General features: G+C 72.9%; 10 protein-coding genes. 8 read left to right on the forward strand and 2 right to left on the reverse strand.

All coding sequences use genetic code 11. From position 1 onward, the window contains the following. On the reverse strand, window positions 1-1,562 hold a 1,562-nt coding region (locus AC13HU_RS16715; RefSeq protein ID WP_483042664.1), incomplete at its 3' end, for an ABC transporter substrate-binding protein. A 675-nt stretch (window positions 1,563-2,237) separates the two neighbouring features. Between AC13HU_RS16715 and AC13HU_RS16720 the strand changes: the two genes are divergently transcribed. The 3 genes from AC13HU_RS16720 to AC13HU_RS16730 are packed head-to-tail and all read left to right on the forward strand — an operon-like array spanning window position 2,238 to window position 4,743. Next, the gene (locus tag AC13HU_RS16720; protein WP_483042665.1) at window positions 2,238-2,450 is read left to right on the forward strand and encodes a hypothetical protein; all 213 of its coding nucleotides are present in this window, start codon (window positions 2,238-2,240) and stop codon (window positions 2,448-2,450) included. After that, entirely contained in the window at window positions 2,447-3,979 is a 1,533-nt protein-coding gene (locus tag AC13HU_RS16725) for an N-acyl-D-amino-acid deacylase family protein (RefSeq protein ID WP_483042666.1), read from the forward strand. Before AC13HU_RS16720 ends, AC13HU_RS16725 begins: the two co-directional genes overlap by 4 nt. Then, complete coding sequence (locus tag AC13HU_RS16730) at window positions 3,973-4,743, forward strand: serine hydrolase (protein ID WP_483042667.1); 771 nt, start codon at window positions 3,973-3,975, stop codon at window positions 4,741-4,743. The genes AC13HU_RS16725 and AC13HU_RS16730 overlap by 7 nt, the downstream gene beginning before the upstream one ends. 222 nt (window positions 4,744-4,965) lie before the next feature. Here the strand turns inward: AC13HU_RS16730 and AC13HU_RS16735 are convergent, their stop codons facing one another. Then, complete coding sequence (locus AC13HU_RS16735) at window positions 4,966-5,901, reverse strand: LysR family transcriptional regulator (RefSeq protein ID WP_483042668.1); 936 nt, start codon at window positions 5,899-5,901, stop codon at window positions 4,966-4,968. A gap of 101 nt (window positions 5,902-6,002) precedes the next feature. Here AC13HU_RS16735 and AC13HU_RS16740 point away from each other — a divergent pair, with 101 nt between their 5' ends. The 5 genes from AC13HU_RS16740 to AC13HU_RS16760 all read left to right on the forward strand — a co-directional run. Beyond that, on the forward strand, window positions 6,003-6,137 hold the full coding sequence (locus AC13HU_RS16740; RefSeq protein ID WP_483042669.1) for a hypothetical protein: 135 nt from the start codon (window positions 6,003-6,005) through the stop codon (window positions 6,135-6,137). 137 nt (window positions 6,138-6,274) lie between these two features. Further along, window positions 6,275-7,822, forward strand: a complete 1,548-nt coding sequence (locus tag AC13HU_RS16745) for a TIGR02677 family protein (RefSeq protein ID WP_483042670.1) — start codon at window positions 6,275-6,277, stop codon at window positions 7,820-7,822. After that, window positions 7,819-9,060, forward strand: a complete 1,242-nt coding sequence (locus tag AC13HU_RS16750) for a TIGR02678 family protein (protein ID WP_483042671.1) — start codon at window positions 7,819-7,821, stop codon at window positions 9,058-9,060. The genes AC13HU_RS16745 and AC13HU_RS16750 overlap by 4 nt, the downstream gene beginning before the upstream one ends. Further along, window positions 9,057-13,190 (forward strand): TIGR02680 family protein, encoded by a 4,134-nt coding sequence (locus tag AC13HU_RS16755; protein WP_483042672.1) that lies wholly within the window; start codon window positions 9,057-9,059, stop codon window positions 13,188-13,190. Before AC13HU_RS16750 ends, AC13HU_RS16755 begins: the two co-directional genes overlap by 4 nt. Further along, a partial coding sequence (locus tag AC13HU_RS16760) for a TIGR02679 domain-containing protein (protein ID WP_483042673.1) occupies window positions 13,181-13,630 on the forward strand: 450 nt, incomplete at its 3' end. The genes AC13HU_RS16755 and AC13HU_RS16760, both read left to right, overlap by 10 nt.

Consider the following 13,630-nt stretch of genomic DNA (forward strand, 5'->3'; position numbering starts at 1 on the left):
GGGATCTGCTGCATCTGCCCGACGGCCGCGGCCCGCTGCGCCGGATCGAACAGGCTCTGCTGGCGGGCCATCAGCTTCTCGTAGCCGGGATCGCAGAAGAACGCGTCGGTGTTGCCGCCGTTGCCCTGGTCGTCGGGGAGGGTGGCGCAGCTTTGGATGCTGAGCAGGAGGGTCGGGTCGGGGCCGGTGGTCCACGCGTCCATCAGCATGTCCCAGTCGCCCTTGCCCAGGTCGCTGTTGAGCGCGGACATGCTCATCGGCTTGAGCCGCACCTTGACGCCGATCTCCTTGAGCCAGCCGACCAGGTACGGGGCTATCGCCGCGTCGGTGGAGTCGTCGGAGTGGATGCCGAGCCGCAGGTCCAGCGGCTTGCCGGTCTTCGGGTCGATCCGCACTCCGTCCGGTCCGCGCCGGTAACCGGCCTTGTCCAGCAGCTGGTTGGCCGCGGCCGGGTCGTAGTTCTGCTGCTCGCCGGCCGACGGCTTCCAGACCCACTGCGACCAGGCCGGCGGCAGGTAGCCCTGCCCCACGCTGCCGTAACCGTCGATGACCTTCTTGACCAGCGTCGGCTTGTCGATGCTCAGGGCGATCGCACGCCGCAGCCGCGCATCGGCGAGGGCCGGGTTCCCGGTGCCGATCGACTTGCCGCTGCGGGTCTTGGCGCCGGGGTTGATCTCCAGCCCGGTCCAGCCGTTGCCGACCGCCTGCGCGGTGACGACACCGGTGGCGTGCGTCAGCGACTTGTACTCGGTGGCGTTGATGGCGTTGACGTAGTCGAGCTGGCCGGACCGCAGCGCCGCGACGGCACTGTCGGTGTTCTTGTACAGCTGCTCGATCAGGTGGTCGAACTTCGGCGCGCCCAGCACGAAGGACTTGTTCGCGTCGAGCGTGGCGTACTGGTCGGTCTTGTAACCGGTGAGCGTCCAGGGGCCGTAGCCGACCACCGGGAACGAGTCGTTCTTGTAGTCCTTGAGATCGGCGGCGTGCGACTTCCAGATGTGCTCCGGCACGATCGGGATGCCCTGGACGGGGATACTGACGTACGTCAGGTTGGACTGGGGGTGCTTGGTCCTGATCACCAGCGTGGTGGGGTCGGGCGCGGTCACCGACTGGAAGTCGGACACCAGGGCGCCGTTGGCGGTGCCGGCGATCTCGTCGGTCATGATCAGGTGAAACGTCCAGGCCGCGTCCTCGGCGGTCAGCGGCTGCCCGTCGCTCCACTTCAGGCCGTCGCGGATCTTGAAGGTCCACGTGAGGTGGTCCGCCGACAGCTTCCAGGACGTGGCGAGGTACGGGCCCGGCTTGCCGCTCTGGTCGATGGCGGTGAGCGTCGGGTAGATGCCGCCGAAGATGTCGAGCGAGCCGTTGAAGTAGGCCAGGAACGGGTTGAGGGTGTCCACCCCCGAGCTGTCCATGGCGACGCTCAGCGTCGTACCGGACTTGGTGTTCGGGGTCGCGGCGCCCGCGGAGGTCGTCAGACCGGCCGGGCCGGCCAGCAGTATGCCGCTGACTGCGGTCACGGCCAGGGCGGCGCGCGGTCTGCTGGGTTTGCGCAAAACCATGTCGGGTCTCCGTAGCTGGGGAGGGCAGGGGGACGGTGCAGTGCGCGGGACCGGTCAGAAGGTGACTGACCAGCACGCTCGCGCCGAAGCCGAGGTTCGTCGGTGCGTACGCGGTCACCGACGCCGAGCGCGTAATGCGAGCAGTCGAGGTCGACGCGGGTGCGGCCGGCACGACGCCGGACCCGGACGGCCGGGTGATGCGGGCCCCGGCATCGGCCGCCTGGTCACGCGGTGCGGACGGACGGGCGCCACGCGTTGCGGGAGCGCTCGCCGCGACGCTTCCCGTTCCCGGGGCTGCCGGTGCCGGACCTGATCGGCCGGGAGCATCGGGCCGCGGCGTCCGCGGCATGCACCCCGGCCTCGGCCGTCGAAGGGACGGGTCTCGCCGAAGCGGCATCCGCTGGCATGGCAGCACCTCACGTTCAACTGGAGGTCAAGTGGTTGAAGACTGGCAAGCCTTCGCAGAACGGCAAGAACCCGTGCGCGCTTGCGTCTCTGAGCATCGAAGACTTCGATGCCTGTAGGCCGACGTCATGACCGCGCCGTACCGTCCGCCGAACACGAAGTGGTCCGTGAGCAGCCAGATCTTCAACGCTCCGATGCCGGCGCCGTCCGCGGACGGCACGCTGGGTCCGTCCGTGCCCACCCGTCACCAGCACACCAGCGAGGAAGCCCATGACCCTGCCTTCAACTGCCCTCCGGGCACGCCGGATACGTTCGGACGCCGGTACGGCCGCCCTGCTCCTCGGCGGGACCGGGCACGGTGCCGCCCGGGTCGGTGCCGGCGCCGGCGGCCACGCCGGCGGCCACGCCGGCGGCCACGCCGGAGCCGCGGACGGCGCCGCGGACGGCGCCGCGGACGGCGCCGCTTCCACCGCGGTGCGGTGAACGTGACCCACTTCGACCTCCTGGTCCGCGGCGCGGACATCGCGGACGGGACCGGTGGGCCGCTGGTCGCCGGACAGATCGCCGTCACCGGCGGCCGGGTCCGCGTGCTGCCGCCCCGCGCCCCGGCCACCGCCGACCGGATACTCGACCTCCCCGGGCATGTCGTGGCGCCCGGCTTCATCGACGCGCACACGCACTCCGACGTGACCACTCTCAACGGCTCCGGTGACGTGCCGGCGCACGCCGCCGTGCTCCAAGGCGTGACCGTCGAGATCTGCGGCAACTGCGGGGACAGCGCGTTCCCGGCGCCGTACCCGGACTTCGCGGCGTTCGCCCGCGCGCACGCCGCGACGGGTCGGGCGAACCACCTGGCCGCCCTGGCCGGCCACGGCACGCTGCGCGGCGCCGTGGTGGGTCACGCCGCCCGCGCCGCCACCCCGGACGAACTCGCGGCCATGTGCCGGGTGCTGGACCAGGCGCTCGCCTCGGGCGCGGCCGGACTGTCGACGGGCCTGATCTACACGCCCGGCTCCTTCGCAGACACCGCCGAGGTCACCGCGCTCGCGGCGGTGGCGGCCCGCCACGGCAAGCCGTACGTGACGCATCTGCGCGACGAGATGTCCCAGGTCGAGGCCGCGCTGGACGAGGCCGTACGGATCGCCCGCGACAGCGGCGCCGCGCTGCACGTCTCGCACCACAAGACGGCCGGCCGCCACGGCTGGGGCGGCACCGAGCGGACGCTGCCCTACCTGCACCGACTCCGCGCCGACGGCTTGGACGTGACCTGTGACGTCTACCCCTATACGGCGGGCAGCACGGCGCTCGCGGCCATGCTGCCGCCGTGGACCCACGACGGCGGGCAGGACCGCCTGTTGGAGCGGCTGCGCGACGCCGGGCAGCGCGCCCGGATGCGCGCCGACATCGCGGACGGAGTGGCCGGCTGGGAGAACACCGTCGGCAACGGCGGCTGGGACCGGATCTCGGTGGCCGGTGCCGCACGACATCCGGAACTCCAGGGGCGGACGGTCGCGGACATCGCCGCCGAGCGCGGCGCCGACGCCGTCGACGTGGTGGCCGAACTGCTGCTGGCCGAAGCGGGCGACGTCACGATCATCAGCCACTCGATGCGGGAGGACGACGTCCGGCGCGTGCTCGCCGCGCCGTTCGCGATGATCGGCTCGGACGGGGTGCCCAAGCCGGGACTGCCGCATCCACGCTGGGCCGGGACGTTCGCCAGGGTCCTCGGGCACTACGTACGCGAGTTGGGGCTGCTGACGCTGCCCGAGGCGGTGCACAAGATGACCGGCGCCACCGCGGCCCGGTTCGGCCTGGCCGGACGGGGCGTGCTGAGCGACGGTGCCCACGCCGACCTGGTGGTCTTCGATCCGGTGACGGTCGCCGACCGTGCCACCTTCGCCGAACCCCTGCTCGCGCCGAGCGGAATCCGGCTGGTCGTGGTGGCGGGCACGGTTGTCGCCGAGGACGGCGAGGTCACCTCGGCGCGGCCGGGGCAGGTGCTGGCGTGCTGAGCGACGTCCCGCCGGAGCTGCCCGGCACCATGTCCGTCATGGTCCCCGGCATTCTGGAACACCAGCCGGACCGGGTGCTGCGGCTCGCCAGCGTGGGCAAGTTGCTGCTCCTGGCCGAGGTCGCACGCGGCCTCACCAGCGGCGATCTGGACTCCGTCGAGCCGGTCGACCTGCTGGCCGAGGACTACTGCGGCGGCTCCGGACTGCTGACCGGGCTGTCGGTGCGACGCTGGACCGTCCCCGACCTTGCGCTGCTCACCGCGGCCGTGAGCGACAACACCGCGACCAACGCCTTGCTCCGCCGGGTCGGCCTGGACCGGGTCAACCAGGGGGCGGAGGCGCTGGGGCTCGTCCACACCCGGATCCTCGACCGCATCCGCGAACCCCGGCTGCCGGAACACCCGCCCACCTTCGCGGTCGGCACCGCTGCGGAACTGGCCGGCCTCGCGCAGCGGATCGCCGCCGACGAGCCGTGGGCGCGCCTGCTGCTCGGCTGGATGGCCCGGTGCGGCGACCGCAGCATGGTTCCGGCGCTGATCCCGCACGATCCCGAGGACAGCACGGTCCGCGACATCCCGAGCGCGGCGCTGTGGGTCGCGAACAAGACCGGCACCGACGTCGGGGTCCGCTGCGACGTCGGCGTGGTGCGCGGCACACGGCAGGTCTGCTACGCGGTGCTGAGTTCATGCCGTCCGGGGAGCGAGTTCGACGCGTTGCAGGCCATACGGACGGTCGGGGCACGCATCGCCGCGTTCGCGCGCTGACCGCGCCCGCATCCGGGCCGCGCGGAGGGCCGGGCGCGCGGAGGGCCGGGCGCGCGGAGGGCCGGTACGCCCTTCGCCGGTCGGCCCGCGCGGGCCGGGCGATACGGTCGGCGCGAGCCCGTGTGCGGTCAGCGCGGGCCGGGCCATGCGGATCGCCCGCCGTCCGGTAGAAGCGGGCAGCGCGGGCCGGCTGTTGCGGTCGGCGCGAGCCGACCGTTGCGGTCAGCGCGGGCCGGGACGGCTCTGGCGTCCGGCGGCCAGCAGGTTCGACGCGGCGCTGCCCAGGTAGGCGATGAAGCTGCCCAACAGCGGGTTCGGGTTCTCCGGCCGCCAGGCGACGCCGATCTTCCGGTGCAGCCGCAGCCCGGACACCCGGGTGGTCTGGACCCCGGTGGTGTCGGTGACGCCGAGGCTCGGCACCAGCGCGATCCCCATGCCGGCCCGCACCAGGCCCACGATCACCTCGTAGTGGTCGCTGCGGCAGCGGATACGGGGGACGAATCCCGCCAGCGCGCAGGCCCGCTCCAGCACGGACAGCACCGGCGTACCCGTGCCGAACGACGTGATCCACTGCTCGCCGGACAGCTCCTCCAGCCGGACCTGGCTGCGCCGACCGGCCGGATGACCGTCAGGGACCACCAGCAGTTGGGGCTCGTGGAAGAGCTCCTTCACCTCGACGCCCTCCGGCGGCGTCCACGGGTCGAGCGCGTGCTCGAAGATCACCAACGCGTCGATCGCACCCTGCTGGACGCTGAGGGCCAGCTCGTGCGGCTGCCCCTCGACCAGGTCCAGCCCGACCGCGGGATGGCGGCTGGAGAACCGGGACAGCGACTGCGGCAGCAGGTGGTAGCCGGCCGACGCGAAGAAGCCGATCCGCAGGTGCCCGGAATCCGCCCGGGACTGCGCCAGCAGATCCTTCTCGGCCGAGTCGAGCAGGGCCAGGACGTCCTGCCCGCGCAGGGACAGCCGTTGTCCGGCCGAGGTCAGCCGCAGGCTCTGCGCGCTGCGTTCGACCAGGCTGACGCCGGCCTCCTTCTCCAACTGGGCAAGCTGGTGCGACACTGCGGACGGTGACAGCTTCAGCTCGCGGGCAGCCCCGGCGATGCTCCCGGCCCGATCGACCTCGGCCAGTATGCGCAAACGGTGCGTGTTCAGCATGGCGGCACACTACGATGCCCCGCCGCACATCAGCCGAGCGGGTACGGACACATTCCGGTTACCCCGCACTCACGCCCTGGTCCGGACCTGCACTGGCCCTCTTGACCATGCCCGCCCCGCTGACCATGCCCGCCTCGCTGATCCTGCTCCGTTTCGGCCTCGGGCGCTGGATCGGGGCTTCCCGGAGAGCGGTGATCTCCGCGTCGGCCGCGCATCTCGATCGTCGCCGTGAGTGACGACCGTGTCGGCCCGGCCGTCGGCAGTGAACGCCCGAAGGCCGACGGCGCGGGCATTCCTCGCCGACCAACTACGCTCCGCGCACCCCTGGCCCTCGGTATCCGCGTCGGGTATTCGTCGGACATAATGGCGGACGATGACCGCTCCGCCTTCCCGCCCGTCTCCCACCGGGTACGGCCCCTTCGCCCACCTCACCGCGCCGAACTCGGCCCTCTACCGCCGGGTGATGCAGACGTTCCTGACCGCCAAGGAGCGGTTCGCGGTGCATCTGCGGCCCGATGACGTACACGCCGCACTGCCCGCCGCCGAGCGCCCCGCCGAGTTGGAGACCGTGGTCAAGGCGCTCGACAGCCTGGTCGAGTGGGGCAATCTGCGCGCGGACCCGGACACCGCGCGGGTCACCGCGGTGGAGGACTTCTACCGCAAGCGGTTCATCTATCAGCTCACGCAGGCCGGGGAAGCCGCTGAGCAGGCGCTGTCCGTGTACGACGAGACGCTCGGCCGACGAGGCGCGCTCCAGGCCGTCGCGCTGCACGACATCGTGACCCAGCTACGGGCCCTGCTCGTGCTGACAGCCGAGGAGCACCACGACCCGGCCAAGACGTATCTCGCGCTCGACGCGCTGACCAGCCGGTTCGCGGCGCTCGCCGACAACGCGCGGGCTTTCATGGGCTCTCTGCAACGGACCATCGACCTGCACGACGTCGAGGAAGAGGTCTTCCTCGCGTACAAGGACCGGCTCATCCAGTACCTGGAACGGTTCATCCAGGATCTGATCACCCTCGGTGGGCGCATCGCCCAGCTGATCCTGGAACTCGAAGACCGGATCGGCCCTCTGCTGCACACCGCCGCCGCCCGCGAGGCCGCCGACGCCTCCCCGGAGGAGGCGGAGCACGCCGAGCAGGAGGCGTACGAGCGGTGGGCGGGCCGCTGGGCCGGCCTCACCGGCTGGTTCATCAGCCGGGACGGCCGGGAGTCGCAGGCCCGGCTGCTGCGCGGCCGGGCACTCGGCGCGATCTCGCAACTCCTGGCTGTCGTACGGGCCTTGAACGAACGGCGGTCCGGGCGCTCGGACCGTTCCGCCGACTTCCGCGCGCTGGCACGCTGGTTCGCCGAGGCGCCGGACGACGACGCACGGCACCGACTGTGGCGCACGGCGTTCGGGCTCTACCCGGCCAGGCACCTCAGCGTCGACGGCGACACCCTCGCCGAGCGCGCCACCCACCCCGTACCCGCCGCCACCTCCTGGTCGGCGGCCGAACCGATCCGCATCAGTCCGCAACTGCGCCGCACCGGCAGTTACGAGCGACGCGGCAAGACCCGCAAGGTCGAGGACCGCACGGCGGCCCTCCGCCACCTCGCCGAACTCGCCGCCAAGCAGTCCGCGGAGACCTCCGCCGCCCGCGCCCGCCTCGCCACGCAAGGCGCCACCCGCCTGTCCGAGCTCGGCGAACTCGACCCGCTCGCCTTCGGGCTCTTCCTCCAACTGCTCGGTGACGCGCTCGCCACCTGGCGCCCCGGCATGACCCGGACCACCGCCACGAGCAACGACGGCTCCATGGAGATCCGGCTCACCGCGCTGCGCGACGGCGGCGTCGCCGAGGTCCGCACGCCCGCGGGCACCTTCCGCGGGCCTGATCACATCATCGAGATCACCGACCTGGCCCCGGAAGGAACCGGATGAGTACTCCGCTCGCCCACGTCCTGGACGGTCAGCACGCGGCCGATCTGCGCAAGGCCGCCCGCGCCCTGCTCGCCGAGCCGCTGCTGCTGGCGCGAGGCCCGCGCGCGGACTCCTTCCGCCTGGTGCGGCAGCACGCCGCGGAGCTGCGGGAGTGGTTCGACCGCAACACCGGCTGGTCGCTGCACGTGGACGCCGAGACCGCCCGGCTGCGCAAGATACCGGGCACCCTCACCGATGCCACCCACCCCGCGCGCGAGGCCACCCGCGCCGCCGCGCCCTTCACCCGGCGCCGCTATGTCCTGCTCTGCCTGGCACTGGCCGCGCTGGAGCGGGGCGAGTCACAGATCGCGCTCGGTCGGCTGGCCGAGCAGGTCGTCCTCGACGCGGCAGATCCCGGGTTGGTCGCGACGGGGATCCAGTTCTCCCTGAACCGCCGTGACGAGCGCGTCGATCTCGCCGCCGTCGTACGCCTGCTGCTGGAACTGGGCGTGCTGCGGCGGGTGGCCGGGGACGAGGAGGCGTACGTCAGCGGGGCCGGTGATGTGCTGTACGACGTCGAGCGGCGCGTGCTGGCCGGACTGCTCGCCGCGCGGCGCGGTCCGTCCCTCGTCCGGGCCACGTCGTCCGACGACCGGCTTGCCGAACTCGTCGCCGAGACCGCGCTGGACAGCGACGACCTGCGGTTCCGCGCGATGCGCCGTGCGCTGACCCGCCGCCTCCTGGACGACCCGGTGCTCTACTACGACGACCTCACCGACGCCGAACTCGCCTATCTCACCCGGCAGCGCGGTTTCCTCACCGCCCGGATCACCGAACTGACCGGCCTGGTCGCCGAGGTGCGGGCCGAGGGCATCGCCATGGTCGACCCCGATGACGACCTCACCGACGTGCGCATGCCGGAGCAGGGCACCCACGGACACATCACCCTGCTGCTCGCCGAACACCTCGCCACCCGCACCGTCCCGGTTCCCACCGCCGAGTTGGAGCGGCGGGTGCGTGAACTCGCCGCCGAGCACGGCGGGTTCTGGGCCAAGTCCGCGCGTGAACCCGGAGCCGAGGGCGAGCTCGTGGGCCAGGCGGTCGCCAAACTCGCCGCCCTCGGGCTCGTCGTCCACAGCGCGGCGGGCGTCGTGCCCCGGCCGGCCCTGGCCCGGTACGCCGTCGGCGAGACCGTCGTCCTCGAAGCAGGACGGCCGGCACGAGGAATCCCCGCCCAGCGAAGGACCCCGAAGCGATGACCGATCTCCCTCGTCCCCAGCGGTCTCGCTGGCAGCCCTTGCGTATCGGGCTCGTCGACCTGTTCCACTACGACGTGGAGGAGTTCCACTTCCGCGACGGCAGGCTGCTGCTGCGCGGCAACAACGGCACCGGCAAGTCCAAGGTCCTCGCCCTCACCCTGCCCTTCCTTCTCGACGGCGACCTCGCCGCGCGGCGCGTCGAACCGGACGGCGACCCGGGCAAGAGGATGGAGTGGAATCTCCTCCTCGGCGGCGAGCACCCGCATTCCGAACGGCTCGGTTACACCTGGATCGAGTTCGGCCGCCGGGACGACACCAGCGGGGAGGAGCACTTCCGCACGCTCGCCTGCGGGCTGAAGGCCGTGGCCGGGCGGGGCATCGCCCGGCACTGGTTCGCCGTCACCGACCAGCGGGTCGGAGCCGGTCTGAGCTTCCTCGACGCCACCGGCACCGCGCTGTCCCGGGACCGGCTCGCGGAGGCCGTCGCCGGGCACGGCATGGTGTACGACCAGGCCAAGGCGTACCGCAGGGCCGTTGACGAGGCCCTGTTCGGTCTCGGCGAGCAGCGCTACGCCGCCCTGGTCGACCTGCTCATCCAGTTGCGCCAGCCCCAGTTGTCCAAGCGCCCCAACGAGGCAGCCCTCTCCCGGGCCCTCACCGAGGCGTTGCCACCCATGGACCAGGCCGTCATCGCCGACGTCGCCGAGGCATTTCGTTCCCTGGACGAGGAGAAGGACGAACTGGCGGCGGCGACCGAGGCCGATCGGGCCGCCTCGGCGTTCCTGGACCACTACCAGCGCTACGCCCGGATCGCCTCCCGCCGCAGGGCCCGGCTCCCGCGCACCGAGCACTCCCGTTACGAGCACCACCAACGGGATCTGGCCGAAGCGCAGGCGGACAAGGAAGCTGCCGAAGCGGACCGGTCGGCGACCGCGGACCGCATCACCGCGCTGATGGACACCGAGACCCGGCTCAAGGCCCAGGACGCGGCCCTGCGTGAGGGCCCCGAGATGCGCAGCGCCCGCGAACTGGAACGGGCGGCCGCCACCGCCGAGCGCACCGGCGAGGACCAGGCGCGTGCGGAGGCCGACCGCGACCAGGCCGCGCAGTTGCACACCCGTGCCCGAGGCCGCCTCGGCGCCGCCGAAAACCGCCTCACCTCCGTACAGGCGCGGGCCGAGGCGCTGCTCGTCCGCGTGCACGAGACCGCCGGCCAGGCCCACGTCGAGCTCGACACGGAACCGGCGGCGCAATCGGCCGAGGAGTCCACGGCCCGCGGACGGCGCGCCGTCAGCCACGTAGAGAACCTGCTGGACCAGGCCGATCGGACGGCCCGGGAACGCAACGAGGCCGCCCGGCGGGTGGACGAGGCCGAAGCCGACCTCGCCCACAACGTCGAGGCACAGGGCCAGGCGGAAGAAGCGGCCGAACACGCGGGCGGGGCGCTCGTGGCCGCCGTACGCGAGCACGGCGACCGGTGCACGGAACTGGCGTACGCCGACCCGGTGGGGTTGTTGGACGAACTCCAGCAGTGGACACGGCTGTTGGCCGGGCCGTACCCGGCTCGCGAGCGAGCGGCGCACGCCCACCGCACCCGGTCGGCCGAACTCGCCGACCGCACGGCGGAACTGGGACGGCGTCACAAGGAGGTGGCCGGGAGCACGGCGCGGGCGGCAGCCGAACTCGCCGGTCTTGAGGCCGGGGACCGGCGCGAACCCGACGCCCCGCACACCCGTACCCCCGGTCTGCGGGAGCGGGTCCCCGGCGCGCCGTTGTGGCGGCTTGTCGACTTCCGTGACGGGCTCGATGACACCGAACGCGCGGGAATCGAGGCGGCACTTGAGGCATCCGGCCTCCTCGACGCCTGGGTACTCCCCGACGGCGCCGTCCTCACCGCGGACGGTCATGACATCCTTCTCGCGCCGGACCACGGGCCCGTGGCCGGGACGTCGCTGGCCAGTGCGCTGCGCCCCGCGGTGGACCACGGGGACGCGCGTGCGGCGGAACTCGGCGAGGAGCCGGTGGCGCGGCTGCTGGCGGCGATCGGCCTCGCGCAGGCGACGGCGACCGTGTCGTACGGGAATGACGCGGTCACCGATCCTCCGCGAAGCGACGGCGCGCCCGGCACCGGCACGTGGGTCTCCCCTGACGGTGCGTTCCGCGTCGGCGCCTTGACCGGCCGATGGACCAAGCCGGCCGCGCAATTCGTCGGCGCGGGGGCCCGGGAGGAGGCGCGACGGGCCCGCATCGCCACCCTGCGCGCCGAACTCGCCGCTCTGCGCGCCGAGTCGGAGACCGTCGCGGCCGAGGCCGCCGCCATTCGTGACCGCCGCGGCGTGCTCGACGCCGAACTGGCCGCCGTACCCGACGACGCCCCGCTCCGGCAGGCCCATGCCGAGGTGACCGCGACGTCCACCGCCACGCACCGGGCCCGTACCCGGCGCGACGAGCGGACCGCCGACCTGACCGAGGCCGCGGGCAGGGCCGAGCGGGCCGCGATCGAACTCTCCGACACGGCCGCGGATCTGGGGCTGCCCGGTGACCGGACCGCGCTGGCCGCGATCCGGCAGGCCCTCGCCGACCTCGATGTCCTCCTGGCCACCCTGTGGCCGGCCCTGCGCGAACGCCGCGAGGCGGCCGACATGGTCGACGAGGAACGTACGGAGGTGGCGGGGGCCGCACAGCGCACCGCGGAATTCACCGTACGAGCCGAGGGAGCGGCCCTTCACGCGGCCACCGCCGACGAACGCCACCGCACCCTGCGCTCCACGGTCGGCACGGCTGTCGCCGAACTCGAACGCCGCCTCGCCGAAACCGCCGACGCCCTGCGCACCTGCACCCATGACCAGCAACGGGCCCGCCAGCAGCACACCGAGGCCGACCGGCGGGCCAGCCGGGCCGAAGGCCGTATCGAGCAACTGGAGAAGGACGTCACCGACGCCGCCGCGGCCCGCGCCGCCGCCGTCGCCGCACTCCAGCGGTTCGCCGCCACCGGCCTGCTCGCCATCGCCCTGCCCGATCTCGACATTCCCGCGACCGGCGAAGAACCGTGGGCCGCGACCCCCGCCGTCACGCTCGCGCGCGCCGTGGAGGCCGCGCTGGCGCAGACCGACGACTCCGACGGCGCCTGGGAGCGCGTGCAGCGGCGCCTGAGCGAGGAACTGACGACCCTTCAAGGATCGCTCTCCCGGCACGGGCACACCGCGTCCGGCCGCATGGTCGAGGACGGCATGGTCGTCGACATCGTCTACCAGGGCCGCGAACACGCCGTGCCCGAACTCGTGGCGGCGCTCTCCACCGAGGTCGGTGAACTCCAGCGCATTCTGTCCGCGCACGAACGCGAGATCCTGGAAACCCACCTGATCACCGAGGTCGCGGGCACCTTGCAGGAGCTCATCGGGGCCGGCGAACGCCACGTCCACGCCATGAACCGCGAACTGGAGGAACGCCCCACCTCGACCGGGATGCGGCTGCGCCTGGTCTGGCGGGCCGCACGCAAGGCCCCGGCCGGGCTGGCCCAGGCCCGGGAGCGGCTGCGCCAGTCCGCCGACGCCTGGACCGACGAGGACCGCGCCGCGGTCGGCGAGTTCCTCCAAGTGCAGATCGCCCAGCAGCAGACGGACGACAGCTCCGGAAGCTGGCTGGAATACCTGACCGCCGCCCTGGACTACCGCGCCTGGCACGAGTTCACCGTCGAACGCCAGCAGAACGGTCGTTGGGTCCCCGCCACGGGCCCGGCCTCCGGCGGCGAACGCGTCCTGGCGGTGTCCGTACCGCTGTTCGCCGCCGCGTCCTCGCACTACGCGAGTGCCGGCAACCCGCACGCGCCGCGCCTGGTCACCCTCGACGAGGCGTTCGCCGGCGTCGACGACGACTCACGCGCCAAGTGCCTTGGCCTGCTGCACGCCTTCGACCTCGACGTGGTGATGACCAGCGAACGCGAGTGGGCCTGCTACCCGCAGGTCCCCGGCATCGCCATCGCCCAGCTCTCCCGGATCGACGAGGTGGCGGCGGTCCTGGTCACCCGCTGGGAATGGGACGGCACCACCCGCGCCCGCGGCCGGCACCCCGGGCACCGGCAGCAGGCGGACACGGCGACGGCAGACGGTCTGGAGTCGGTGTGGGGATAGGCGCCGACGACCGCCCGGTTCACCACACCACCGACGCTCCCGCACCGGTCGACATCGCCCGCCTGCGCCGTCTGCTGGGAACTCCCGATCTCGGCTGGCTCATGGAGCGCGTACACCGCCGCCTGGCACGCGAACAGCCGCTCACCGGCCCCGTTTCGCTGGCCGCACCGACCGACGCGCAACGCGCGGCAGCCGAACGCCTGCTGGGCCGGGCCCCGCGCCAAGGTCGTTCGCTGACCGTACGGCTCGAGACCGTCGACGCCGTGCTGCGCCGCTCCGGTATCAGCCCCGATGGCCTCGCCGCCGCCCACACCGCCCTCGCCGGCCCCGTCACCCCGCTCAGCCGGACCCGCGACGACGAGACACGCGCGTGGCAGCTGGCATACGAGCCCCTGGAAACCCTCATCCACGAGCGCCCCGAACTCACCGCATGGGCGGAC

Source organism: Streptomyces sp. NH27 (assembly GCF_056859195.1).

Excerpts from the sequence above, each read along its gene's own strand:
- AC13HU_RS16720 (WP_483042665.1), top strand. The coding sequence starts at position 2,238 with ATGACCCTGCCTTCAACTGCCCTCCGGGCACGCCGGATACGTTCGGAC.
- AC13HU_RS16750 (WP_483042671.1), top strand. The coding sequence starts at position 7,819 with ATGAGTACTCCGCTCGCCCACGTCCTGGACGGTCAGCACGCGGCCGAT.
- AC13HU_RS16735 (WP_483042668.1), bottom strand. The coding sequence starts at position 5,901 with ATGCTGAACACGCACCGTTTGCGCATACTGGCCGAGGTCGATCGGGCC.
- AC13HU_RS16755 (WP_483042672.1), top strand. The coding sequence starts at position 9,057 with ATGACCGATCTCCCTCGTCCCCAGCGGTCTCGCTGGCAGCCCTTGCGT.
- AC13HU_RS16745 (WP_483042670.1), top strand. The coding sequence starts at position 6,275 with ATGACCGCTCCGCCTTCCCGCCCGTCTCCCACCGGGTACGGCCCCTTC.